Raw genomic sequence first — 24106 nt, forward strand, 5'->3', positions numbered from 1 at the left:
CCCTTACGCCTGGCCGACCTTGAAGCGGGCGAAGCGGACGACCTTCACACCGGCCTCGTCGAGGACCTTGGCGATGGTCTTCTTGTTGTCCTTGACGAACGCCTGCTCCAGCAGCACGAAGTCGCGGAAGTAGGCGTTGACCCGGCCCTCGACGATCTTCGGGATGGCCTGCTCGGGCTTGCCCTCGTCGCGGGTGAGCTGCTCGGCGAGCGCGCGCTCCTTCTCGATCGCCTCCGCGGGGATCTCCTCGCGGGTGAGGTACTTGGGCGACATCGCGGCGATCTGCTGCGCGACGTCCTTGGCGACCTCGGCGTTCTCGGTGTCCAGCTCGACCAGCACGCCGGTGGTCGGCGGCAGCGACGGGTCGGACTTGTGCAGGTAGCTGGCCACGTAGGCGCCCTGGTAGTGGGCGAAGCGGCCGATCTCCAGCTTCTCGCCGATCTTGGCGGAGGCCTCCTGGATCAGGGCCTCGACGGTCTTGCCGGACTCGATCTCGGCGGCCAGCAGCGCGGCGGAGTCGGCCACGCCGCTCTTGGCGGCGAACCCGACGATCCGGTTGGCGAGCTCGATGAACTCGGCGTTCTTGGCGACGAAGTCGGTCTCGCACTTCACTTCGAGCAGCGCGCCGTCGGTGGTGCCCTCGAAGTGCTCGGCGACCAGGCCGTTGGCGGCGGTGCGCTCGGCGCGCTTGCCGACGTCCTTGGCACCGGCCAGGCGCAGGATCTCGACCGCCTTCTCGAAGTCGCCCGCCGCCTCGGTGAGGGCGTTCTTGCAGGCCATCATGCCGGAGCCGGTCAGCTCGCGAAGCCGCTTGACGTCAGCGGCGGTGAAGTCAGCCATCGCTCTCTTGTCCTGTCGTGGTGGAAGAAACTGGGGTGACAGACAACGGGCCCCCGAGGGCCGCGCCCTCGGGGACCCCGCGTCGTCAGGACTGCTCGGCGGCCTCGGTGGGGGCCTCGGCGGTCTCGGCGGCGGCCTCGGTGCCCTCGGCGGCCGGCTCGTCCTTGGCCGTGGCCTCGGAGGCGGCGGCGCGGTCGGTCTCGGCGGAGGCCTGCTCCTCGGTGCTGCCGCCGTCCTCGGCGCGCGCCTCGGTGGCGACCTGCTCGGCCGGCTTGCCCTCCAGCAGGTCCCGCTCCCACTCGGGCAGCGGCTCGGCGGCGGAGGCGGCGGCCTCGGCCGGCTTCTCGTCGCCGGCGGAGGCGCCGGAGCGGGCGATCAGACCGTCGGCGACGGCGTCGGCGACCACGCGGGTCAGCAGGCTGACGCTGCGGATGGCGTCGTCGTTGCCCGGGATCGGGTAGTCGACCTCGTCGGGGTCGCAGTTGGTGTCCAGGATCGCCACGACCGGGATGCCGAGCTTCTTGGCCTCGTTGACCGCGATGTGCTCCTTCTTGGTGTCCACGATCCAGACGGCGCTGGGCACCTTGGCCATGTCGCGGATACCGCCGAGGGTGCGCTCCAGCTTGTCCTTCTCGCGGCGCAGGCCCAGCAGCTCCTTCTTGGTCATGCCGGAGCCGGCCACGTCGTCGTAGTTGATCTCCTCCAGCTCCTTGAGCCGGGTGAGCCGCTTGTGGACGGTGGAGAAGTTGGTGAGCATGCCGCCCAGCCAGCGCTGGTTGACGTAGGGCATCCCGACCCGGGCCGCCTGCTCGGCGATGGCCTCCTGGGCCTGCTTCTTGGTGCCGACGAACAGGATCGTGCCGCCGTGCGCGACCGTGGCCCGCACGAACTCGAAGGCACGGTCGATGTAGGACAGCGACTGCTGCAGGTCGATGATGTAGATGCCGTTGCGCTCGGTGAAGATGAAGCGCTTCATCTTGGGGTTCCACCGGCGGGTCTGGTGGCCGAAGTGGACGCCGCTCTCGAGGAGCTGCCGCATGGTGACGACGGGAGCCATGTGCCCGTGTTCTCCTGTCCGGCCCGATGGTGCGGGCCAAGTTCCGGTTGTCTGCCCGCGCTCGGACGCGGCCCCGCCGTCGCAGGCGACGGACCGAGAGGCTGCGCCCCACCGTGCTCTCCGCGAGGTGAGCTGTGGGTGGCCGACGAGCGCGTGAATTCGGCCGCGCGGGTGAAGTCCGTGCGACCGTTCCCCAAGTCTATTGGATGTTCGGCGCGCACGTGGAATCAACCGGCCTCGGAGGCTCGGTTATCCACAGGTGGGGCTCGGGCCTGGCGGTGCCGCCGGCGGTCCGTGCACGCTGCTGGACATGACCCTACTCACTCTGCTGTTCGCCTGCACCACCCTGATCACGGGCGCTCCACCGCCTCAAGATCAGTGGCGCTGGCCGTTAGGGCCGCCCGCTCCGGAGGTCCTCCGCGGCTTCACGCCGCCGCCCTCGCCCTGGCTGTCGGGGCACCGGGGGGTCGATCTGGCCGCCCGTCCGGGCCAGCCGGTGTACGCCGCGGGCCGGGGCCAGATCAGCTATGCCGGGTACGTGGCCGGGCGCGGAGTGGTCGCGATCAGCCACGGCGCCCTGCGGACGACCTACCTGCCGGTGCGCCCGGCCCTCCGGCGTGGCCACCGGGTGGCTCCCGGGACGCGCATCGGCACGGTGGAACGCGTGCCCGTCCACTGCACAGTCGCCTGCCTGCACTGGGGCCTGCGGAACGCGACCGCCTACCTGGATCCGCTGCTCCTGGTGCGCCCGCAGATCCGGCTACTCCCCCGCTGGCCCGCCGGCCCGATCTTGCAGGCACCTGCGCCGCCCGCAGTGGCAACACCACCGCCCAGCACGCCCGCCCTCCTCTCATCCCCGCCGCCGAGCACGCCCGCCTCTCTCGCCTCGCCACCGCCGCCGAGCACGCCTGCTTCCCTGCCCTCGCCACCGTCGGCCACAGGGATCTCGCCACATCCACGCGCCCAGAACGTCGGCAAGGCCGACGAGCGTCCTGTCGACCAACCGATCCGTCTGGTCCTGCGCGACGCGACGACGGCGACCGGCGGGGCCGTGACGGGCATGCTGCTGGCGTTCGGCCTGGTCGCCCTGCGCCAGATGCGCATCCGAGGCCGCTCCAGGCGCCGTCCGCCGCCGGGCGTGGTCGACCTGACGCGGGAACGCCGCCTGCGCCGCTCCCGATGATCGGCCGTCCCGACGAATGTCCGTCCTGCTGAACGACCGTCCCGCTGAACGACCGTTCCGACGAATAACTGTCCCGATGAACGGCCGCGGTGGGGCGCTCAGTCGCGGGCGTCGTCGGCGGTCCCGCGCGGGTGGGCCTGCCGGTGCACCTGCTTGAGCCGTTCGGCGGAGACGTGCGTGTAGAGCTGGGTGGTCTGCAAGGAGGCGTGCCCCAGGATCTCCTGGACACTGCGCAGGTCGGCTCCTCCCTCCAGCAGGTGGGTGGCCGCGCTGTGGCGGAGTCCGTGCGGGCTCAGATCGGGCACCTCTCCGACCTCGGCGATGCGGTCGTGCACTATGCGGCGCGCGGTGTTGGGGTGCAGACGCCCGCCTCTCGCACCGAGGAACAGGGCGGGGCCGCTGTCCTCGGTGGTCAGTGCCGGACGCCCGGCCCGCAACCAGTCCTCGACGGCCCGCACGGCGGGCTCGCCCATCGGAACGGTCCGCTCCTTGCCGCCCTTGCCCAGGACGCGGGCGGTCCGCCGCCCGGCGTCCAGGTCGTCGATGTCCAGCCCGCACAACTCGCCGACCCGCACGCCGGTCCCGTACAGGACCTCCAGAACGGCGAGATCCCGTAGGCCCAGCGGCCCGGTGGCGTCCATGCGGTCCAGGAGGCGCGACGCGTCGTCCTGCGCGAGGACGGCGGGGAGGTCGCGCGGGCGTTTCGGTGTGCCCAGCAGCGGGCCCGGGTCCGTCGGGATGAGGCCGCGCCGGTGCAGGTATCCGGTGAAGGTCCGGACGGCCGCCGTGCGCCGGGCCAGGGTGGCGCGCGATCTGCCGAGGGCGTGCTGCCGGGCCAGCCAGGCGCGCAGCACCGCCACGTCGAGTTCCGCCGGCTCGGCGGCGCCCACCGTCCCCGCGTACCGGCACAGGTCGCCGAGATCGCCGAGGTAGGCGCGCAGCGTGTGCTCCGACACGTCCCGTTCGGCGCGCAGGTGCCGCTCGAACTCCCCCAACGCCTCCTGGAACGGCGCGGTGACGTCCGCGGGGATCTCCTGTTCGGACTCCTCGTCAGCGCTCACAGCGGCCCACGCTGCGCCACCGGGCCGGGCAAAGCAAGCCTCACCCGCCTGCGGGCCCAGCAAGATCTCGACTTATCCACAGAACGCGATTCTGTAGTGACGCTCCGCGTCCGGACACGGCACCGTCGAAGGCGGAGGTGAGCATCATGCAAACCCACATCGGCCTCGGCCGGCGCGGAGAGACCGCGGCGGCCGCCTACCTGGTCCGGCTCGGCTGGACGATCCTCGCCCGCAACTGGCGCTGTCCCGAGGGCGAGCTCGACATCGTGGCCCACGACGGCGCCGGCACGGTCGTCTGCGAGGTGAAGACCCGCCGCTCCGACCGCTACGGCACCCCGTTCGAGGCGATCTCCACCGACAAGGCGGCCCGGCTGCGCCGCCTCACCTGCGCCTGGGCCGCCACGCACCGGGCCCGCGACGCCGAGATCCGCATCGACGTGCTCGGCCTGCTGACCGACGGCGACGGCTTCGTCGTGGAGCACCACCGGGCGGTGTGCTGAGATGACGCTCGCCAAGACCCGCGCGGTCTGCCTGGTCGGCGTCGACGGCTTCGTCGTGGACGTGGAGGCCGCCATCACCAGCGGCGTCCCGGGCCTGCACCTGGTCGGGCTGCCCGACACCGCGCTCAGCGAGTCCCGCGACCGCGTCCGCGCGGCGATCTTCAATTCGGACGAGGACTATCCCAACCGGCACGTCACGGTGTCCCTGTTCCCCGCCAGCCGCCCCAAAGCGGGCTCAACATTCGATCTTGCTATCGCCACAGCCCTCATGGCCGCCGCCGGAGCCGTGCCCGCCCAATCCTGCACCGGTCTGGTGTTCATCGGCGAGCTGGGGCTGGACGGCCGCATCCGTCCCATCCCCGGAGTGCTGCCCGCCGTCCTGACGGCGGCGAACGCCGGGTGCCGCACCATCGTCGTGCCGCGCGCCAACGCCGCCGAAGCCGAACTGGTCCCGGGGGTGGAGATCGTGTCCGCCGGAACGCTGCGCGCCCTGCTGTGCCTGCTCCGCGACGAGCCGCCCCCGCCCGAGGAGGAAGAGGAACCGCTGCCACGCCCCTCCGAGACCCTGCCGCTGCGCGCTCCCGACCGCCGTACCGGCCTGGACCTCGCCGACGTCCGGGGCCAGGCCGAGGCGCGCCGCGCGCTGGAGATCAGCGCCGCGGGCGGCCACCACCTGTTCTTCTCCGGGCCGCCGGGCTGCGGGAAGACGATGCTCGCCGAACGCCTGCCCACCCTCCTGCCGCCCCTCGACCGGGAGGCCGCCCTGGAGGTCACCGCCGTCCACTCGATCGCGGGCACCCTGCCGCCCGGCCAGCCCCTCATCGTCCGGCCGCCGTTCCACGCACCGCACCACACCGCCACCCGCGCGGCGATGGTGGGCGGCGGATCGGGCCGGTCCCTGCAACCCGGGGCGGTCTCCCTGGCCCATCGCGGCATCCTCTTCCTCGACGAAGCGCCGGAGTTCATGAACGGCACCCTGGACGCGCTCCGCCAACCCCTGGAGGAGGGCGAGGTCCACATCGCCCGCGCCGAGGGCACCGCCACCTTCCCCGCCCGCTTCACGCTCGTCCTGGCGGCGAACCCGTGCCCGTGCGCGGCGGCCAAGCAGATCGACTGCTCCTGCCCGCCGGCCGTCCGCCGCAAGTACCTCACCCGCATCTCCGGGCCGCTCCTGGACCGCGTCGACCTCAAGCTCGAACTGACCCCCGCCAGCCGCGCCGAACTCCGCTACGACCTCGAACTCGCCGAGTCCAGCACCGTGGTCGCCGACCGGGTGCTGGCCGCCCGCGAACGCACCCTCAAACGCCTGGCCGACACGCCCTGGCGCGCCAACAGCGAGATCCCCGGCCCCGAACTGCGCCGCCGCTTCGTCCCCTCGGGAGACGCCATGCTCACCGCCGACGACGCCCTGCAGAACGGCTCGCTCAGTGCCCGCGGCCTGGACCGCGTCCTCCGCGTCGCCTGGACCCTCGCCGACCTGGCCGGTCGCGACAGACCCAGCGCCGACGACATCGGCGGCGCCCTGGCCCTGTGGTCGGGATGGCGGCCGTGAACGACCGAACGGCCCGAGCCGTCCTCTGCGCCATCGCCGAACCGGGCGAGTCCCTGATCAACCGGCTGATCGACCACTCCGGCCCGGCCGGAGCCCTGGAGAACATCTGCACCGGCACCGTCCCCGACGAGTTAGCGCCCTCTCCCCACGACAGGGCCCGGATCGCCGCCCGCCTGGAGCACTGGCGCATCCGCCTGGCGACGGCGACCCCCGAGCAGGACCTGGCCGTCACCGAACACCTCAACTGCCGCCTGGTCTGCCCCGGCGACACCGAATGGCCGACCACCCTGGACGACCTGGGCGACGAGCGCCCCTACGCCCTGTGGCTGCGCGGCCCGGACGACCTGCGCCACACCTGCCTGCGCTCGGTCGCCGTGGTCGGCGCCCGCGCCGCCTCCCCCTACGGCCTGCGGGTGGCGGCCGAGCTGGGCGCCGAGCTGGCCGAACGCCGGTGGGCGGTGGTCTCCGGCGGCGCCCTGGGCATCGACTCGGCCGCCCACAAGGGCGCCCTCGCGGCCGACGGCCCGACGGTGGCGGTCTTCGCCAACGGCGTGGACGTCCCCTATCCGGCCTCCAACGACGGCCTGTTCACCGAGATGGCCCGCCGCGCCCTGCTGGTCAGCGAGTCCCCGCCGGGCACCGTCCCGCAACGGCTGCGCTTCCTGGTCCGCAACCGGGTGATCGCCGCCCTGTCCCGGGGCACCGTGGTGGTGGAGGCCCAACGCCGCAGCGGCGCGCTCAGCACGGCCGCCTGGGCGCAGCGGCTGGGCCGCGAGGTGATGGCGGTCCCCGGCCCCGTCACCGCGGCCACCTCGGTCGGCTGCCACCGCCTGCTCCGCGACCACCCGCCCGCCGTACTGATCACCCGCGCCGAGGAGGTCATCGAGGCCGTCGGCCGCATCGGCGCGGACCTCGCCCCGGACCCCGAAGCCCCCGTCCTGCCCCGCGACCGCCTCGACCCGGTGACCCGCTCGGTCCTGGAGGTCTTCCCGTCCCGAGGCGCGGCAGGCCCCGCCCAGTTGGCCGCCAAGGCGGGAATGGACCTCGCGGCCCTGAACGCCAAGCTCGGCCTGCTGTCGGCGGCGGGCTTCATCGAACGCGCCAACGGCGGCTGGCGCCTGACCGCCGCCGCCAAATCCTAAGGGCCCTCCAATGAGCAACCGCAGCGCACTCGCACATCGCCCCGTACAGCCACGCCCACGCCCCCTGCCCCGCAGCGCACCAAACCGTCCACACCACAGGCACGGCTGCATGCACGACCGCACGCACCATCACCGGCACGACCGTGTGGACGGTGACCTGCATGCGCACACGCGCCGCCACATGCACGACTACTCAAACCACGGCATACGCGCCCCTCCGCGCCGTTGTATGCGCAACCGCTCGCATATCGGCAATCGGCAAGATGTTGTCGCTGGGAGTCGAAGACGCCGCCGGCTCTCGTCGACAACACCACCCCGCCGCACGTGCGGGAGAGGCAGGGATTACTGGTCGGCGGGCAGTTCGAAGTCGCTCTTGGGGAGTTCCTCGATGTTGACGTCTTTGAAGGTGACAACACGGACGTTCTTCACAAAACGTGCAGGTCGGTACATGTCCCAGACCCAGGCGTCCTGCATGGTGACCTCGAAGAAGACCTCGCCGTTGTCGGTGCTCCGCACCTGGAGGTCGACCGTGTTGGTCAGATAGAACCTGCGCTCGGTCTCCACCACGTAGGTGAACAGCCCGACGACATCGCGGTACTCGCGATAGAGCTGCAGTTCCATCTCTGTTTCGTACTTTTCGAGATCTTCGGCGCTCACGCTGGTGCCCCTTCCGTCCGGCCCGCGCCGGGAGCCCGCCGCACCGGCGGGTCCCCGGTCTCCTCCCCCAAGGCCACCTCCCCATTGTTGCGCAACGCCCGCCCGACGTTGGCGTAGGAGAAACGATGCTCAGGACAAGGCCCGTGCTCGTGCAGCGCCGCCGTGTGCTCCCGGGTGACATACCCCTTGTGCACGTCGAAGCCGTACTCGGGATAACGCTCGTGCAGCCCGACCATGATCCGGTCCCGGGTCACTTTGGCGATCACCGAGGCGGCGGCCACGCAGGCGGCCACCCGGTCGCCCTTGATCACCGCCAGAGCGGGCACCGTCAGGCCCGGCACCGGGAAGCCGTCGCTCAGCACGTACGCGGGTCGCCGCTCCAGCGCCATCAGGGCCCGCCGCATGCCGGTGATGTTGCAGCGATGCACCCCGATGCGGTCGATGTCATGGCAGGGGATCACCACGGCGCTCCACGCCTCCGCCTGCGCGACGATCCGCTCGTAGACCGCCTCGCGACGCGCCGGGGTGAGCAGCTTGGAGTCGGTGAGGCCCTCGATCCGCCCGCGCCGACCCTCCGGCAGGATCACCGCTCCGACGACCAGCGGCCCGGCGCACGCTCCCCGCCCGGCCTCGTCGACCCCGGCGACCGGCCGGAACCCGGCATGCCCCAGCGCCTGCTCGTAGGCGTACAGCCCGGCGTCACGGCGCGGCGTGAAACGGAGTGGACGACCCTTCATGCACCGCAGGGTACGTCGCCTCGGCACCCCAAGGCGTCCCGAATCCCGCCTTCTCCGGCATGCCCTGGGTCACCCTGCCCGGCCGCCCCAGGTCAGCGCCCCTGCCGCGGAGCGGCGGGAGCGGGACCGGGATGGAGCCGGGACAGAGCCGGGACGAGGTCAGCGGTTGCGGAAGCGGCGGCGTAGGTAGGTCAGGGGGACCGCGCCCACCAGGCCCAGCGCCAGGGGGGTCGCCGGGGTCGTGGCCATCGCGGCCTTCAGCGTCGGCTGCTTGAAGGTCCCCGGGATCGGCAGGGTGCCGACGCGGCTCGGCGGCCAGACGATCACGAAGGCGCGGCCGATGACGCGGTTGATCGGGATGGTGCCGCCGCCCGGGTCGCCGCGGTGGGAGCGGGAGTCGTAGGACAGCTCCCGGTGGTCGCCCATGACCCACAGCTGGCCCTGCTGGACCTTCACCTCGAAGCGCTCGTTGGAGGGCTTGTTCTGCTCGCCGGTCGCCGGGTCGGTGAACAGGTAGGACTTCTCGTCCAGGGCGACGCCGTTGACGGTCACCCGGTCCTGGGCGTCGCAACACTTGACGGTGTCGCCGGGGACGCCGATGACGCGCTTGATGTAGTCCTTCTCGTTCGGCGCCACGCCGAAGGCGCCGCCGATCGCGCGCAGGACCTTCGCGACCGGGTTGGTCGGCTCCTGGATGGTGGTCTCGGGGTCCCAGGAGTCCACGCCGTTGAAGACCACGATGTCACCGCGGGCGATGTCGCGGGTGTGGTAGACGATCTTGTTGACGAGGACCCGGTCGCCGATCTGGAGGGTGTTCTCCATCGAGCCGGACGGGATGTAGAACGCCTGGACCGCGAACGCCTTGATGACCAGCGCCAGGACCAGGGCGACGCCGATCAGGACCGGGAGCTCCTTCCAGAAGGAGCCCTGCTTCTTCTTGCGCTTGCCGCCGGTGTCGCCGGTGTCGTCGTCGGTGCTCTCCGGGTCGGGGGCCACGGGCTGCTTCTCTTCGGGCACCGCGCCCTCGGCTTCGGAACGCACGTCTCTCCGATCGTCCTCGTCTGTCATCAGAGCGAAAGCCTATCGGCGTCGGGCCCGCAAGACCCCGTGCACAGGCGTGTCGTCGCCAGTTCCCGCTCGCAACGGGCAACGCCCCGGCAACCGAAAAGGGTTCCCGGGGCGTTGTCGGAGCAGGCTCAGAAGTCGCGCTTCTCCTTGATGCGCGCGGCCTTGCCGCGCAGGTTGCGCAGGTAGTAGAGCTTGGCGCGGCGCACGTCGCCGCGGGTGGTGACCTCGAGCTTCTCGATGTGCGGGCTGTTGAGCGGCCAGGTGCGCTCGACGCCGTAGCCGCCCTTGCTCACCTTGCGGACGGTGAAGGTCTCACGGGCGCCGCCGCCCTGCCGGCGGATCACGACGCCTTCGAAGACCTGGACTCGGGTGACCTTGCCCTCGGTGATGCGGGCGTGCACCTTGACCGAGTCACCGGGACGGAAGTCCGGGTGGTCGGCGCGCAGCGCGGCGTTCTCGATCTCCTGGATCAGGGTGTGCATGGCTTCCTCATGAGTCGAACGCGAGCGTCGAGAGGCCCCGGTGGTGCTCTGGACGGGGGCGTCGCGCCGCGCGGAGTGGATCAGTTGGGCCGGGTGCCGGGGCACACGGCAGACGCTCTAGTCTGCCATATCTTCGCCGTCAACCGGAAAACCGGCGTCGGCGAGGGTGGCCAGGTCGTGCTTGTCGAGGGCCGCCCGGTCCAGCCGGGCGAGCAGGTCGGGGCGGTACCGGGCGGTGCGGCGCAGCGCCTGGTCGCGCCGCCAGCGGGCGATCGCGCCGTGGTTTCCGGACAGGAGGATCTCCGGTACCGGACGGTCCCGCCACAGCGGCGGCTTGGTGAAGACCGGCCCCTCCAGCAGCGACTCCATCGCGCCGGGCGCGAACGAGTCGTCGGTGACCGAGTCGGTGTTGCCGAGCACGCCCGGCACCAGCCGGCTGACGGCCTCGATCATGACCAGGACGGCCACCTCGCCGCCGGCCAGCACGAAGTCGCCGAGGCTGACCTCGGTCACCGGCATGCGGGCGGCGGCCTCGTCGTAGACGCGCCGGTCGATGCCCTCGTAGCGGCCGCAGGCGAACAGCAGCCAGGGCTCGGCCGCGAACTCGGCGGCCATGACCTGGGTGAACGGGCGGCCGCTGGGGGTGGGGACGACCAGCCGCGGGACGGCGCCGCCCGACGGCGGGGCGATGGCGTCCAGCGCCTCGCCCCACGGCTCGGGCTTCATCACCATGCCCGGCCCCCCGCCGTAGGGGGTGTCGTCCACGGTGTTGTGCCGGTCGTGGGTCCAGCGCCGCAGGTCGTGGACGCGGACGTCCAGCAGCCCGGTGCGGCGGGCCTTGCCCAGCAGGGAGACCTCCAGCGGAGCGAAGTACTCCGGGAAGATCGAGACGATGTCGAGTTTCATGATCCGTCGTCGAGCAGGCCGGGCGGCGGGTCGATGACCAGCCGCCCGGCGGGAACGTCCACCTCGGGGACGAGCGCGGCCACGAAGGGCACCAGCGCCTCGCCCCCCGAGTCCCGGCCGATGACCAGCAGGTCCTGGGCATGGTGCCGGATCTCGGTGACGGTGCCGACCCGCTCGCCCCCGACGGTGACGACGGCGAGCCCGACCAGTTCCTGGTCGTGGAAGTCGTCGGGGTCGTCGGAGACGAGGATGTCGGCGGGATCGACGACCAGCCAGACGCCGCGCAACTGCTCGGCGGCGGTGCGGTCGTCGACCCCTGCGAAGCGCACGAGCAGGCGGCCCGAGTGCCAGCGGGGCCGGTCGACGGTCAGCGGACCGGCGGACGCGGGGTCGGTGGCGAGCCGGACGCCCGCGGCGAACCGGAGATCCGGGTCGTCGGTGCGGACGTCGATGGTCAGCTCGCCGCGGATCCCGTGCGGCCGGCCGATCCGGCCGATCACCATCGGCTGCTCGGTCATCGCCGGCCCGCCCGGGGGGCGTGGCCGGCGCGGGAGCCGAGCGCGGTGGGGAACGGCCGGCCCCGGTGGGCCGGGGGACCGCCGTGGGAGCCCCGGCACGCCGCGGCGCGCCGGGAGTGCCGGGGAGCCACGGTCAGCGGACCTCGTTGACGTCGAGCAGGTCCACGCGCACGTACCGGCCGCCCGACAGGGCGCTGATCACGGTGCGCAGGGCCTTGGCGGTACGACCGCTGCGGCCGATGACCTTGCCCAGGTCGTCGGGGTGCACGCGCACCTCGAGGACCCGGCCGCCCCGGATGCGGCGGGCGCGCACCCGGACGTCGTCCGGGTGCTCGACGATCCCGCGCACCAGGTGCTCGAGCGCTTCTTCGAGCACGGTCAGCCCTCGCTCTTGACTTCGGTGGTCTCGGCGGCGGCCTCGGCGTCGGCGTCGGCCTTCTTCGGCTCGTCCTTCTTGGGCTCGGCCTTCTTCTTGGCCTTGGGCGCCGGGGCCTCGGGCGCGTCGCCCATGGACTCCTTGACGGCGGCCTCGAAGACGGCCTTCTTGTCGGCCTTGGGCTCGGCGACGCGCAGGGTGCCCTCGGCGCCGGGCTCGCCCTTGAACTTCTGCCAGTCGCCGGTGATCTTCAGCAGGTTGAGGACCGGCTCGGTCGGCTGCGCGCCGACGCCCAGCCAGTACTGCGCCCGCTCGGAGTCGATCTGGATGAGCGAGGGCTCCTGCTTGGGCTGGTAGAGCCCGATCTCCTCGATGGCCCGGCCGTCACGCTTGGTGCGGGCATCGGCGACGACGATCCGGTACTGCGGGTTCCGGATCTTCCCCAGACGCTTGAGCTTGATCTTGACTGCCACGGGTGTGGTGTACTCCAGACTTCTTCACAGGGTGAACGGGCCTCGCCAGGTGGGGAAACACCGGCTCCCGGCCGTTCGATGGACTCCGGCCGCACAGGACGAGAGAGGGCGCCTTGGCGAATCCGGGGTTTCCAGCCTGCCATTCTGCCAGACGATCGGGGTAAAAGCGCAATCGTGCGGTGACACGCGGCCACTGCGCCGCGTGACGGCGCGGTCGCCGTCCCGCGAACGCGGCGGCCCGGCCCGCCTTTTCGACGGACCGGGCCGGAGACGCGGCGTTACTTCTTCTTGCGGCCCTGCAGCTTGCCCAGGTCGGGCATCTGGAAGCCGGGCGGAAGCTGGCCGCCCAGGCCGGGCGGGAGACCGCCGGGGCCGCCGCCGAGGCCCGGGGGCAGGCCTTGGGGCGCGCCGTCGGCCGCGGGCTGCTCCTCGGGGCGCTGGGCGCCGCCGGCGCGCTTGCGCGGGTCGCCGCTGCGCTGCTTGCCCTTCTTGTTCTTGGCGGCCTTGGCGGCCTTCTTGGCGTTGCGGCGGCCCGGCATGCCGGGGATGCCCATGCCGCCGGCCATCTGGCGCACCATCTTCTGGGCGTCGAAGAAGCGGGTGACCAGGCTGCTGACCTCGCCGACGCTGACGCCCGAGCCCTTGGCGATGCGGGCCCGCCGCGACCCGTTGATCATCTTGGGGTTGGCGCGCTCGTCGGGGGTCATCGAGCGGATGATGGCCGCGACCCGGTCCAGGTCCTTGTCGTCGATCTGGCTGACCTGGTCGCGGACCTGCCCCATGCCGGGCATCATGCCCAGCAGGTTGCCGATCGGCCCGAGCTTGCGGATCATCATCATCTGTTCGAGGAAGTCCTCCAGGGTGAAGTCCTCACCCGAGGCGAACTTGGTGGTCATCTTCTCGGCCTGCTTGGCGTCGAACGCCTGCTCGGCCTGCTCGATCAGGGTGAGGATGTCGCCCATGTCGAGGATGCGCCCGGCCATGCGGTCGGGGTGGAAGACGCTGAAGTCCTCCAGCTTCTCGCCGGTGGAGGCGAACATGATCGGGCGGCCGGTGATGTGCCGCACCGACAGGGCCGCGCCGCCGCGCGCGTCGCCGTCGAGCTTGGTGAGCACCACGCCGTCGAAGCCGACGCCGTCCATGAACGCCTGGGCGGTGTTGACCGCGTCCTGGCCGACCATGGCGTCGACGACGAACAGGACCTCGTCGGGGTTCACCGCCGCGCGGATGTCGACGGCCTGCTGCATCATCTCGGCGTCGATGCCGAGCCGGCCCGCGGTGTCGACGATCACCACGTCGTGCTGGGCGTGCCGGGCCTGGTCGATGGAGCGGCGGGCCACCGCCACCGGGTCGCCGACGCCGCTGCCGGGCTCGGGCGCGAACACCGGCACGCCGGCGCGCTCGCCGACCACCTGGAGCTGCTGCACGGCGTTAGGCCGCTGGAGGTCGGCCGCCACCAGCAGCGGCGCGTGCCCCTCGGCCTTCAGCCAGCGGGCCAGCTTGCCGGCCAGGGTGGTCTTGCCGGCGCCCTGCAGGCCCGCCAGCATGATCACGGTCGGCGGGTTCTTGGCGAAGCGGATCCGGCGCGTCTCGCCGCCGAGGATGTTGATGAGCTCCTCGTTGACGATCTTGACGACCTGCTGGGCCGGGTTCAGCGCCTGGGAGACCTCCGCGCCGGCCGCCCGTTCCTTGATCTGGGCGATGAAGGCCCGGACGACGGGCAGCGCCACGTCGGCCTCGAGCAGCGCGATGCGGATCTCGCGAGCCGTCGCGTCGATGTCGGCCTCGGAGAGGCGACCCTTGCTGCGCAACGACGAGAAGACCGTCGTCAACCGGTCGGAGAGCGTCTCGAACACGTGTCTGGACCCGTCCTTGGAAAGCTTCTGGGATCGGCTATCAGAGTATCGGGTCATTCGGCGGCGTCCGCCGCTTGGCGACTTCGGGCTTCCGCAGACGCTGAAGGCCCCGCGTTCCGCCGCCGCGAACGCTATGCCAAGGCGGCCAGGACCTTTCGCCGCACCTCGTTCAGGACCTCCCCGTCCGTGAGGGGCGCGCCGTCCGCGTCCACCACGTAGAAGACGTCCACGGCCTCGGCGCCCAGGGTGTCCACCTGCGCGCCGCGCACCTGGAGGCCGCACTCCCCCAGCGCCTGGCCCACCCGCCACAGCAGGCCCGGACGGTCGTGGGCGCGCACTTCCACGACCGTCGCGGTGTGGGACGCGTCGTCCACGATCGTGACGCGGGGCGGCGGGACCGGCGTTCCCGGGCGCACGCGGACCGAGCGGGCCCGCCGGTCCAGGCGGGCCGCCACGTCCAGGCGGTCGGCCAGCATGAGCCGCAGGTCCGACTCCAGCGCCGCCGGGTCGGGCGGGGAGCCGTATTCGGGGACGGCCGTGAAGTCCAGGACGGCCGTCGGGGTGCCGTTGGCCACCGTCCGGGCCGTTTTCACCGCCAGGCGATGCAGCGCCAGCACGCCCGCCGCACGCCACAGCAGGCCGGGACGGTCGGGGGCCGCGATCGTGATGCGCGAGCCCGCCACCCGTACCGCCGCCCCGTCGTGACGGGCCAGCGCCAGGTGTTCCGGGCCCAGCGAGGGCGGGGGCGGCGGCGTCCCTCCGGCCAGCGCGGCCGCCGCTCGTCGCGTCAGCTCGGTGATCTGGCGCGCCTTCCACGCGCCCCACGCGGACGGGCCCGTCGCCTGCCCGTCGGCCACCGCCAAGGCGGCCAGGAGTTCCAAGACCTCGCGCTCTCGGCCCGGCACGGCCGCGACGGCGGCCGTCACGGTGCTGACCGTGACCGGGTCGTCGATGTCGCGGCGGGTCGCCGTCTCGGGCAGCAGCAGGTGGTGCCGGACCATCGTCTCCAGCACCTGGACGTCGGCCTGCGCGAAGCCCAGGCGGGCGCCCAGGTCGCGGGCGACCACCGCGCCGCCGACCGAGTGGTCACCGGGGTAGCCCTTGCCGATGTCGTGCAGGAGCGCGCCGACCAGCAGCAGGTCGGGACGGGCCACCTCGCGCGTCAGGGCCGCCGCGCCCGCGGCGGCCTCCACCAGGTGGCGGTCCACGGTGTAGCGGTGGAACGGGTTGCGCTGCGGCCGGTTGCGGACACGTTCCCAATCGGGAAGCAACCGCACGATCAGCCCGGCCTGGTCCAGCGTCTCCCAGACGCCGATCGCGGCGGGGCCCGCGCCCAGCAGCGACACCAGGGCGTCGCGCGCCGTGGCGGGCCAGGGCGCGCGCGGCAGCGCGGCGTGCTCGGCGAGGCGGTCCACGGTCGCAGGGGCCAGGGGCAGGCCCTCCTGGGCGGCGGCGGCCGCGACGCGCAGGATCAGCGCGGGGTCCTTCAGGTCGGCGTTGCGGGCCAGCACCACTTCGCCGTCCTGCTCGACCACGCCGTCGCCGACGGGGCGACGCTCGGCGGGGCGGGCGGCCCGGCGGGGACGGCAGAAACGTTCGACGCGCCGCCACAGGTGGTCACCAGCGTGGGTGACGGTACGGGCGGACTCCGCGATCGAACGCATCAGCGCGTCGGCGTCCAGCAGACCGAGCGCCTGCGCGACCGCCTGCTGCTCCTGGAGGACCAGGCGGTCGGCCGAGCGGCCCGTGGACTCGTGCAAAGCGTGCCGGATGTCCAGCAGCAGGTCGTGGGCGGCGCGCACACGCGCGTCGGGAGCCGACGCCACCCACGAGGCGGCGACCGCCTGCATGACGTGCACGTCGCGCAGGCCGCCGTGGGCCTCCTTGAGGTCGGGTTCCAGCAGGAACGCCAGCTCGCCCTGCGTCTCCCAGCGTTCACGGCACATCGCGGCCAGCTCGCCCAGGCGGCGGCGGGCGTCGGCCCGCCAGTCGGCCAGGACGGCGGCGCGCAGCTCGTCCACCAGGGTCTGCTCCCCCGCGATGCGGCGGGCCGACAGCAGGCCGAGGGCGGCCTTCATGTCGGTGCGCGCCACGTCGCGGGCCTCCTGGACGGTGCGGACCGAGTGGTCCAGCCGCAGCCCGGAGTCCCAGACGGGGTACCAGACCCGGTCGGCGACCTCGGCGACGCCGTCGCGGTCCCGGTGCACCAGCACCAGGTCCAGGTCGCCGCCGGGGGTCAGCTCGCGGCGGGCGTGGCTGCCCACCGCGAGCAGCGCGACGCCGCCGGACGCCTCGCGGCCGGGCACGCGCTCGGCGGCCAGCAGCCCCGCCAGCCAGCGGTCGAGCTCGGCGGCCCGTGCGGCCCGCGCCGCCGCCAGGGCGGCGCGGGCCTCGGGGGCGGTGCGGGCCGGGCGGGTCTCGCCGCCGGCCGTTCCGTGCGCCAGGACCACGGGCGCCCTACAGCGCTTCCGGGCCGGTCTCGCCGGTCCGGACGCGGACCACGGTGTCCACCGGGACCGCCCAGACCTTGCCGTCGCCGATCTTGTCGGTGCGGGCGGCCTTGACGATGACGTCGATGATGTCGTCGGCGTCCTCGTCCTCGACCAGCACCTCCACCCGGAGCTTGGGCACCAGGTCCACCTTGTACTCGGCGCCCCGGTAGACCTCGGTGTGCCCCTTCTGCCGGCCGTAGCCGCTGGCCTCGCTGATGGTCAGGCCCTTGACCCCGAAGGTCTCCAGGGCCGCCTTCACCTCGTCCAGCTTGAACGGCTTGATGATCGCCGTGATCAGCCTCATGCCTCGGCCTCCACCTTCGTCGCGGGCTTGCCGCCCTTGTTGCCGGCGTCCTCGCCGGGCCTGCCGCCCGCCAGCGCCGCCGCCAGGGCGCCGGACCCGCCGCCGGTGGACGGGCCCAGGTCGTAGGCCGTCTCGGCGTGCGCGGCCTGGTCGATGCCGGAGACCTCGTCCTCGGCCGGGATGCGCAGCCCCATCGTGACATCGATGATCTTCGCGATGATCCAGGTGGCGACGAACGAGAAGCCGCCGACCGCGACCACGCCGACCGCCTGGCGGCCGAGCTGCTCCACGCCGCCGCCGAGCAGCAGGCCGCTCACGCCGTCGGACTCGGGGGTGAGGATGCCGGTGACGGTGCCGGTGGCGAACAGGCCGATCAGCAGGGCACCGACGATGCCGCCGACCGCGTGCACGCCCACCACGTCGAGCGAGTCGTCGTAGCCGAGCTTGTACTTCAGGCCCACCGCCACGCAGCACACCGCGCCGGCGATGAGGCCGATGGCGATCGCGCCGAGCGGGTTCACCGAGGCGCAGGCCGGGGTGATGGCGACCAGGCCCGCGACCGCGCCGGAGGCGATGCCGAGCGTGGTGGACTTCCCGTGCCGGATCTTCTCCACGATGATCCAGCCGAGCGCGGCCGCGCCGGTGGCGACCTGGGTGTTGACGAAGGCGACCGCGGCCTGGCCGTTGGCGCCCAGCGCCGACCCGGCGTTGAACCCGAACCAGCCGAACCACAGCAGGCCCGCGCCCAGCAGCACGAACGGCAGGTTGTGCGGCCGCATGGCCTCCTTCGGCCACCCCACGCGCTTGCCCACGACCAGGGCGACCGCGAGGGCGGCCATGCCGGCGTTGATGTGCACCGCGGTGCCGCCGGCGAAGTCCAGCGCCAGGACGCTGTCGGCGAGCCAGCCGCCGTCGCCGGTCTTGGTGGTGTCGCCGAAGTAGAAGACCCAGTGCGCGACCGGGAAGTAGACGAGCGTCACCCAGACCCCGACGAACACCATCCAGGCGCCGAACTTCACCCGGTCGGCGATGGCGCCGCTGATCAGCGCGGGCGTGATGATCGCGAACATCAGCTGGAAGGCGACGAACGCCAGCTCGGGCGAGGTGCCCGAGGCGGTCAGCAGGGTGTCCTTCAGGCCGACCTTGTCCAGGTTGCCGACGAGCCCGTTGCCCACGTCGCCGGAGAACGCCAGCGAGTACCCGTAGAGCACCCACAGGACGCTCACCAGCGCGATCGTCCCGAAGCTCATCATCATCATGTTGAGCACGCTCTTGGAGCGGGACATGCCACCGTAGAAGAAGGCGAGCCCCGGGGTCATCAGCAGGACCAGAGCGGAAGCGGCCAGAACCCAGGCGGTGTCGCCTGAGTTCAACGATTCGAGCACGTCCGGCGGCATGCTGGCCGTCCTTTCGGGGGAGGTTGAATGGCTCTCTGCCCAGGAGCTTTCAGCCAGGCCGTTTCACATGCGGGGCATGAGTGTTTCGCCGGTGTGAAACCCGACACCGCGATGTTTCGCGGGTGTTTCCGAACCCTCACCGGGTGCCGTCCGCGCCCCCGCTTTCCGCCATTGCGACCACATTCCGGAACCGGAACATCTTTCCCACCGAACAAAAAAGCCCCGCCCGCATCGGCAGATGCGGGCGGGGCGCCGGAACGTCGTCCGGGCGGCTCAGTCCTCGCCGATGATGGCGTCCACGAACGCCTCCGGCTCGAACGGGGCCAGGTCGTCGGGGCCCTCCCCGAGGCCCACCAGCTTGACCGGCACGCCCAGCTCGCGCTGCACCTGGACGACGATGCCGCCCTTGGCGGTGCCGTCCAGCTTGGTCAGCACGATGCCGGTGACGTTGACGACCTCGGCGAACACGCGGGCCTGCCGCATGCCGTTCTGGCCGGTGGTGGCGTCCAGCACCAGCAGGATCTCGTCCACCTGGCTCTGCTTCTCGATCACCCGCTTGACCTTGCCGAGCTCGTCCATCAGCCCGGTTTTGGTGTGCAGGCGGCCGGCGGTGTCGACGATGACGGTGTCGACCTTGGTGTCGATGCCGCGCTTGACGGCGTCGAAGGCCACGCTGGCGGGGTCGGCCCCCTCCTCCTTGCGGACCACCTCGGCGCCGACCCGCGAACCCCACGTCGCCAGCTGCTCGGCGGCGGCGGCGCGGAAGGTGTCGGCGGCGCCCATCAGCACGGTGCGGCCGTCGCCGACCAGCACACGCGCCAGCTTGCCGCAGGTGGTGGTCTTGCCGGTGCCGTTGACGCCGACGACCATGAGCACCGCGGGGCGGTTGCCGTGCGGCTCGGTCTTCAGCGAGCGGTCGATGTCGGGGCCGATCTGCTTGACCAGCTCCTCCTTGAGCATCGCGCGCACCTCGGCGGGGGTGCGGGTGCCCAGGACCTGGACCCGGGTGCGCAGCCCCTCGGTGATCTCGCGGGCCACCGCGACGCCGATGTCGGCGCCGATCAGGGTGTCCTCGATCTCCTCCCAGGCCTCGTCGTCGAGGGTGTCGCGCGACAGCAGGCCGAGCAGGGTCTTGCCGAGCGCGCCCTGCGAGCGGGCGAGCCGGGCGCGCAGCCGCACCAGCCGGCCGGCGCCGGGCGGCGGCTTCTCGATCTCGACGACGGGCGGGACCGGGGTGGTCGGGACCGGCGGGGCCCGCTCGGCGGGCGGCGCCGCCTGATCCTCCTCCTTGGGGATGGTGGTGGTGCCACCGGGCAGGATGTCGACGGGCCGGTCCGCGGGCTTCACGGGCGGGCGGGACTTGCGGCGGCCCGGCCGCAAGAACATCACGCCGCCCACGATCACGGCGAGGGCGGCCAGCCCGGCGATGAGGATCAGATATTCCATAACGCCTACAGTTTTCCAGACGGGCGGTCGTGCGCCGAACGCGCCGCACGTTCCGGCGGCGCCGATTCGGGCCGCGGAGCCGTTCGCGCAGGTCCGCCGCCGTTTCAACGGATCTTTGTCCGGGGCCGGTCAGGGGCGGCGCGTGCGGATTCGGGTTTCTTCCGGGGCCGCCCAGATCAGGGCCGGTGGGGGCCGCCTTCCGCGCGGCGGGGCATGGGGCGCCTCTGAGGGGTGGCGCCCCATGGTCACACGGGCTCGTGCTCGCGTTCCAGCCGCTGGCTGACCACCTGCGTCACGCCGTCGCCGCGCATCGACACCCCGTACAGCGCGTCGGCGCCCTCCATGGTGCGCTTCTGGTGCGTGATGATGATCAGCTGCGACGACTCGCGCAGCTCCTCGAACACCGTCAGCAGGCGCTGGGTGTTGGTGTCGTCCAGCGCGGCCTCCACCTCGTCCAGCACGTAGAACGGGGACGGGCGGGCCTTGAACACCGCGACCAGGAACGCGATCGCCACCAGCGAGCGCTCGCCGCCCGACAGCAGCGACAGCCGCTTGACCTTCTTGCCGGGCGGGCGCGCCGACACCTCCACGCCGGTGGTGAGCATGTCCTCCGGCTCGGTCAGCGACAGGCTGCCCTCGCCGCCGGGGAACAGCCGGGCGAAGATGCGCGCGAACTGCGCCTCGGTGTCGGCGTAGGCGGAGGCGAACACTTGCTGGACGCGGTCGTCGACCTCCTTGACGACGGTGAGCAGCTCGCGCCGGGTCTTCTTGAGGTCTTCGAGCTGGGTGGTGAGGAAGGCGTGCCGCTCCTCCAGCGCCGCGAACTCCTCCAGCGCCAGCGGGTTGACCTTGCCGAGCTGGGTGAGCTGGCGTTCGGCGGTCTTGGCGCGCTTCTCCTGGACGGCGCGGTCGTAGGGGGCGGGCACGGCGTCCTCGGGCGCGTCGGCGGGCGGCGGCACGGGCTGGTCGGGGCCGTACTCGTTGACCAGGCCCTCGACCTCCAGGCCGAACTCCTCCAGCGCGCGCTGTTCGAGCTGCTCCAGCCGCAACCGCTGCTCGGCGCGCGCGACCTCGCTGCCGTGCACGACGTTGACCAGGCGTTCCAGGGTGGACGACAGCTCGCGGACCTGGCCGCGCACCACCTTCAGCTCGGCGTCGCGGGCGGCGCGGGCACGTTCGGCGGCCTCGCGCTGGGTGACGGCCGCGTCGAGCGACAGCTCGATGCGCTCCAGGGCGATGCGGGCTCCGTGCACGACCGCTTCGGCGATGCGGGCCTGCTGCTCGCGGCGGGCGCGGCGGCGGGCGGCGCGGGCGCGCTCCTCGCGTTCGCGGCGGGCGCCACGCTCCAGAGCGTCAGCGCGGCCCGCGATGGCCTGCACACGCTCCTCGGAGGTGCGGACCGTCAGGCGCGCCTCCATCTCGGCGGAGCGCAGTTCCTGGACGCGCGCGTTCAGCTCGTCGCGGGCGTCGGTGTCGTAGCCGGCCTCTTCGGCGACCTCGGCGGCCTCCTCGGCCTCGGCCAGCCGCATCGCCAGTTCCTCGGCCGCGGCGGCGTCGGTCTCCAGGGACTCCTGGGCGGCGTCCAGAGCCTTGGTGAGACGTTCGGCCTCGCCCTGGGCGGCGCGCACGTCGGCCTCCAGACGGGCGGCGCGCTTGGCTTCCTGCGCGGCCTGGGCGTCGAACTCGCGCAGGCGGGCGCGGACGCGGTCGAGTTCGGCCTGAGCCTGGTTGACGCCGCCCTGGGCCTGCTGGACGGCGGCCTGGGCGGCGTCCAGGGCGGTCTGGGCGGCCTGCTCGGCGTCCATGGCCTCGGTGAGCGCGGCGGCGCGCTGCTCAGCGGCGGTCTCGGCGGCGGCCAGGTCCTCGACGGCCTGGTCGAGGGTGGCGCGCATCTGGAGCAGACCTTGAGCGCCGTTGGCACCGCCGCCCTGCGCCCAGTGCGCGCCGATCAGATCACCGTCGCGCGTGACGGCCCGCAACGACGGCTCGCGGCGGACCAGGGCGGTCGCGGCCTCGACGTCGTCGGTCACGGCCACATCGCCCAGAAGGTGCTGGAGAGCGGGACGCATCGCCTCGGGAACCGTGACGGCGTCCACCGCGTAGTCGACGTCCGCAACGCGCGCGGGAGTAGCAGAAGTGCCCCCGCCCACCAGCAGCCCCGCCCGACCCGCGTCGCGCGAACGCAGCAGGGTCAGGGCGGCCTCGGCGGTGTCGAGCGACCCGACGGCGATGGCCTCAGCGGCGTTGCCGAGCGCCGCCGCGATGGCGGTCTCGTATCCGGAGCGGACGGTCAGCAGGGACGCGACGGTTCCCAACACACCATCCAACGCCCCGTCGTTGCCCGCCGCTAGAAGCGCCTCTCCCCCGTCGGCGGCACTGCCCAGGGTCAGGTTGAGGGCCTCGATGCGGGCCTGGAGGGCGGTGACCTGCTTCTGCGCGGCCTGGTCGGCGGAACGGGCGGCGGCCACGGCGGCACGCGCGTCCTTCAGATCCTGGCGGGGACCGTCCACCGCCGCCCGCGCCTGCTCGGCGGCGTCCTTGGCGGTGGCGAGGGTCTCCTGCGCGAGCTCGTGCTCGGCGACCAGCGCGGGGTCCTCGACGACCTCGGCCTCGAAGGACTCGAACTCCTGCCGGGCGGTGTCGGCGCGCTGGCCCGCCTCGGCACGGGCCTCGGCCAGGCGTCCGATCTCCGACTGCCCGGCCTGGGCCTTGCTGCGCAGCGCCTCCACGCGTCCGCGCAACCGGGCCAGCTCCTCACGCCGGTCGGCGGCGGCACGGGCGGCGGCCTGCAACCGGCGCTCTTCGACGGTCAGCGCCTCTTCACCGCCGGAGCGCTCTTCGACGGCACGGGCAAGTCCGTCCTGGGCCTCCTCCAGCGCGGCGCGGAGCATCTCCTCCTGCTCGCGGATGGCGACGGCCTCGCGCTCCATGTCCTCCGGATCGCGGCCGCGCCGCTCCTCGTCCCGCGCTTCGGCGGCGTTGCGATGGCGCTCGGCGGCGAGGTCGGCGACGCCCCGGAGACGCTCCTTGAGCGCCGAGAGCTTGAACCAGGTGTCCTGGACCTGCGCCAGCCTTGGGGCCTCGGCGGCCTCCTCGGCTTCGAGGACCGCCTCACGCTCCTGCGCCTCGGCGAGGGCCCGCTCGGTCTCGGCGCGACGCTGCCGGATGGACGCCTCGTCGGCGGCCTCCTGGTCGAGCCTGGTGCGGAGGGTGACCAGGTCGTCGGCGAGCAGGCGGGCCTTGGCGTCGCGCAGGTCGGCCTGGATGACGGCGGCGCGGCGGGCGATCTCGGCCTGCCGCCCGAGCGGCTTGAGCTGGCGGCGCAGCTCGCCGGTGAGGTCCTGGACGCGGGTGAGGTTGGCCTGCATCGCGTCGAGCTTGCGGAGCGCCTTCTCCTTGCGCTTGCGGTGCTTGAGGACGCCGGCGGCCTCCTCGATGACCGCGCGCCGCCCCTCGGGCCCCGAGTGCAGCACGCGGTCGAGCTGCCCCTGCCCGATGATGACGTGCATCTCGCGCCCGATGCCCGAGTCCGACAGCAGCTCCTGGATGTCCAGCAGGCGGCAGGAGTCGCCGTTGATGGCGTACTCGCTCTGCCCCGACCGGAACATCAGCCGGCTGATGGTGACCTCGGAGTAGTCGATGGGCAGCGCGCCGTCGGAGTTGTCGATGGTGAGCACCACCTCCGCCCGGCCCAGCGGGGCACGGTTGGCGGTGCCGGCGAAGATGACGTCCTCCATCTTGCCGCCGCGCAGCGACTTGGCGCCCTGCTCGCCCATGACCCAGGCGAGGGCGTCCACGACGTTGGACTTGCCCGACCCGTTGGGCCCGACGACGCAGGTGATGCCGGGCTCCAGCCGGAGCGTCGTGGCGGACGCGAAGGACTTGAAGCCGCGCAACGTCAGAGTCTTCAGATACACGCGGTGGCCGTCCTCCTCCGGACTACGGTTCCCCTTACCGCGCTCCGGCGGCGCACACGGGAGCCTGAGGAACGATACCGGCCGAGACCGACAAGACCCGTCAGCCGCAGCGTGTTGATTTGCTTCGGGCACAAGACGAGCG

21 protein-coding genes are annotated in these 24106 nt (G+C 72.6%); 4 read left to right on the forward strand and 17 right to left on the reverse strand.

What is annotated here, in order from left to right:
• Window positions 1-3 precede the first annotated feature (3 nt).
• Together tsf and rpsB are read right to left on the reverse strand one after the other, a co-directional pair.
• Window positions 4-840 carry a translation elongation factor Ts gene (tsf, locus tag AH6_RS20850; RefSeq protein WP_067482355.1) on the reverse strand — a complete coding sequence of 279 codons (837 nt, stop codon included), beginning with the start codon at window positions 838-840 and terminating at the stop codon, window positions 4-6.
• An 85-nt stretch (window positions 841-925) separates the two neighbouring features.
• The gene (gene rpsB / locus AH6_RS20855; protein WP_067482357.1) at window positions 926-1897 is read right to left on the reverse strand and encodes a 30S ribosomal protein S2; all 972 of its coding nucleotides are present in this window, start codon (window positions 1895-1897) and stop codon (window positions 926-928) included.
• A gap of 310 nt (window positions 1898-2207) precedes the next feature.
• Between rpsB and AH6_RS20860 the strand changes: the two genes are divergently transcribed.
• Window positions 2208-3080, forward strand: coding sequence for a M23 family metallopeptidase (locus AH6_RS20860; protein ID WP_083983282.1), 873 nt, complete (start codon window positions 2208-2210; stop codon window positions 3078-3080).
• A 98-nt stretch (window positions 3081-3178) separates the two neighbouring features.
• Here AH6_RS20860 and AH6_RS20865 read toward each other — a convergent pair whose 3' ends face one another.
• Complete coding sequence (locus AH6_RS20865; protein WP_373861782.1) at window positions 3179-4141, reverse strand: tyrosine recombinase XerC; 963 nt, start codon at window positions 4139-4141, stop codon at window positions 3179-3181.
• 146 nt (window positions 4142-4287) lie between these two features.
• Here AH6_RS20865 and AH6_RS20870 point away from each other — a divergent pair, with 146 nt between their 5' ends.
• From AH6_RS20870 to dprA, 3 genes are read left to right on the forward strand one after another with little or no spacing between them, the layout of a single operon-like run.
• Complete coding sequence (locus tag AH6_RS20870) at window positions 4288-4641, forward strand: YraN family protein (protein ID WP_067482424.1); 354 nt, start codon at window positions 4288-4290, stop codon at window positions 4639-4641.
• 1 nt (window position 4642) lies between these two features.
• Window positions 4643-6193 (forward strand): YifB family Mg chelatase-like AAA ATPase, encoded by a 1551-nt coding sequence (locus AH6_RS20875; RefSeq protein ID WP_067482361.1) that lies wholly within the window; start codon window positions 4643-4645, stop codon window positions 6191-6193.
• Window positions 6181-7335 (forward strand): DNA-processing protein DprA, encoded by a 1155-nt coding sequence (gene dprA / locus AH6_RS20880; protein WP_067482422.1) that lies wholly within the window; start codon window positions 6181-6183, stop codon window positions 7333-7335. The genes AH6_RS20875 and dprA overlap by 13 nt, the downstream gene beginning before the upstream one ends.
• 342 nt (window positions 7336-7677) lie before the next feature.
• Here the strand turns inward: dprA and AH6_RS20885 are convergent, their stop codons facing one another.
• The 14 genes from AH6_RS20885 to smc all read right to left on the reverse strand — a co-directional run bounded on the left by AH6_RS20885 (window position 7678) and on the right by smc (window position 23964).
• The gene (locus AH6_RS20885; RefSeq protein WP_067482363.1) at window positions 7678-7992 is read right to left on the reverse strand and encodes a DUF2469 domain-containing protein; all 315 of its coding nucleotides are present in this window, start codon (window positions 7990-7992) and stop codon (window positions 7678-7680) included.
• Complete coding sequence (locus AH6_RS20890) at window positions 7989-8729, reverse strand: ribonuclease HII (RefSeq protein ID WP_067482365.1); 741 nt, start codon at window positions 8727-8729, stop codon at window positions 7989-7991. Before AH6_RS20890 ends, AH6_RS20885 begins: the two co-directional genes overlap by 4 nt.
• A 159-nt stretch (window positions 8730-8888) precedes the next feature.
• Window positions 8889-9770 (reverse strand): signal peptidase I, encoded by an 882-nt coding sequence (gene lepB / locus AH6_RS20895; protein ID WP_067482367.1) that lies wholly within the window; start codon window positions 9768-9770, stop codon window positions 8889-8891.
• A 155-nt stretch (window positions 9771-9925) separates the two neighbouring features.
• Window positions 9926-10279 carry a 50S ribosomal protein L19 gene (gene rplS / locus AH6_RS20900; protein WP_067482369.1) on the reverse strand — a complete coding sequence of 118 codons (354 nt, stop codon included), beginning with the start codon at window positions 10277-10279 and terminating at the stop codon, window positions 9926-9928.
• Window positions 10280-10396: 117 nt separating this feature from the next.
• The gene (gene trmD / locus AH6_RS20905) at window positions 10397-11185 is read right to left on the reverse strand and encodes a tRNA (guanosine(37)-N1)-methyltransferase TrmD (RefSeq protein ID WP_067482371.1); all 789 of its coding nucleotides are present in this window, start codon (window positions 11183-11185) and stop codon (window positions 10397-10399) included.
• Window positions 11182-11703 (reverse strand): ribosome maturation factor RimM, encoded by a 522-nt coding sequence (rimM, locus tag AH6_RS20910; RefSeq protein ID WP_067482373.1) that lies wholly within the window; start codon window positions 11701-11703, stop codon window positions 11182-11184. Before rimM ends, trmD begins: the two co-directional genes overlap by 4 nt.
• Before the next feature lie 133 nt (window positions 11704-11836).
• Window positions 11837-12079, reverse strand: a complete 243-nt coding sequence (locus AH6_RS20915; protein WP_067482376.1) for an RNA-binding protein — start codon at window positions 12077-12079, stop codon at window positions 11837-11839.
• A 2-nt stretch (window positions 12080-12081) separates the two neighbouring features.
• The gene (gene rpsP / locus AH6_RS20920; RefSeq protein WP_067482378.1) at window positions 12082-12552 is read right to left on the reverse strand and encodes a 30S ribosomal protein S16; all 471 of its coding nucleotides are present in this window, start codon (window positions 12550-12552) and stop codon (window positions 12082-12084) included.
• Between the two features lie 278 nt (window positions 12553-12830).
• Window positions 12831-14408 carry a signal recognition particle protein gene (ffh, locus tag AH6_RS20925; RefSeq protein WP_067482380.1) on the reverse strand — a complete coding sequence of 526 codons (1578 nt, stop codon included), beginning with the start codon at window positions 14406-14408 and terminating at the stop codon, window positions 12831-12833.
• Between the two features lie 131 nt (window positions 14409-14539).
• Entirely contained in the window at window positions 14540-16858 is a 2319-nt protein-coding gene (locus tag AH6_RS20930; RefSeq protein ID WP_067482382.1) for a [protein-PII] uridylyltransferase, read from the reverse strand.
• A 7-nt stretch (window positions 16859-16865) separates the two neighbouring features.
• Window positions 16866-17204 (reverse strand): P-II family nitrogen regulator, encoded by a 339-nt coding sequence (locus AH6_RS20935; RefSeq protein ID WP_067482383.1) that lies wholly within the window; start codon window positions 17202-17204, stop codon window positions 16866-16868.
• Window positions 17201-18601, reverse strand: coding sequence for an ammonium transporter (locus tag AH6_RS20940; RefSeq protein WP_067482385.1), 1401 nt, complete (start codon window positions 18599-18601; stop codon window positions 17201-17203). Before AH6_RS20940 ends, AH6_RS20935 begins: the two co-directional genes overlap by 4 nt.
• A 273-nt stretch (window positions 18602-18874) precedes the next feature.
• Window positions 18875-20047, reverse strand: a complete 1173-nt coding sequence (gene ftsY / locus AH6_RS20945; RefSeq protein ID WP_067482387.1) for a signal recognition particle-docking protein FtsY — start codon at window positions 20045-20047, stop codon at window positions 18875-18877.
• A 245-nt stretch (window positions 20048-20292) separates the two neighbouring features.
• A complete protein-coding gene (smc, locus tag AH6_RS20950; RefSeq protein WP_067482389.1) occupies window positions 20293-23964 on the reverse strand; it encodes a chromosome segregation protein SMC in 3672 nt (1223 codons plus the stop codon).
• Between the last annotated feature and the right edge of the window lie 142 nt (window positions 23965-24106).

The sequence above is a fragment of the Actinomadura hibisca NBRC 15177 genome, from assembly GCF_001552635.1.
GTDB lineage: Bacteria > Actinomycetota > Actinomycetes > Streptosporangiales > Streptosporangiaceae > Spirillospora > Spirillospora hibisca.

Bases quoted from the DNA above. Each gene is read 5' to 3' on its own strand.
- AH6_RS20870 (WP_067482424.1), top strand. From the start codon at position 4,288: ATGCAAACCCACATCGGCCTCGGCCGGCGCGGAGAGACCGCGGCGGCC.
- dprA (WP_067482422.1), top strand. From the start codon at position 6,181: ATGGCGGCCGTGAACGACCGAACGGCCCGAGCCGTCCTCTGCGCCATC.
- rpsB (WP_067482357.1), bottom strand. From the start codon at position 1,897: ATGGCTCCCGTCGTCACCATGCGGCAGCTCCTCGAGAGCGGCGTCCAC.
- rimM (WP_067482373.1), bottom strand. From the start codon at position 11,703: ATGACCGAGCAGCCGATGGTGATCGGCCGGATCGGCCGGCCGCACGGG.
- rplS (WP_067482369.1), bottom strand. From the start codon at position 10,279: ATGCACACCCTGATCCAGGAGATCGAGAACGCCGCGCTGCGCGCCGAC.
- AH6_RS20890 (WP_067482365.1), bottom strand. From the start codon at position 8,729: ATGAAGGGTCGTCCACTCCGTTTCACGCCGCGCCGTGACGCCGGGCTG.
- AH6_RS20940 (WP_067482385.1), bottom strand. From the start codon at position 18,601: ATGCCGCCGGACGTGCTCGAATCGTTGAACTCAGGCGACACCGCCTGG.
- ftsY (WP_067482387.1), bottom strand. From the start codon at position 20,047: ATGGAATATCTGATCCTCATCGCCGGGCTGGCCGCCCTCGCCGTGATC.
- AH6_RS20935 (WP_067482383.1), bottom strand. From the start codon at position 17,204: ATGAGGCTGATCACGGCGATCATCAAGCCGTTCAAGCTGGACGAGGTG.
- tsf (WP_067482355.1), bottom strand. From the start codon at position 840: ATGGCTGACTTCACCGCCGCTGACGTCAAGCGGCTTCGCGAGCTGACC.
- AH6_RS20875 (WP_067482361.1), top strand. From the start codon at position 4,643: ATGACGCTCGCCAAGACCCGCGCGGTCTGCCTGGTCGGCGTCGACGGC.
- AH6_RS20860 (WP_083983282.1), top strand. From the start codon at position 2,208: ATGACCCTACTCACTCTGCTGTTCGCCTGCACCACCCTGATCACGGGC.
- trmD (WP_067482371.1), bottom strand. From the start codon at position 11,185: ATGAAACTCGACATCGTCTCGATCTTCCCGGAGTACTTCGCTCCGCTG.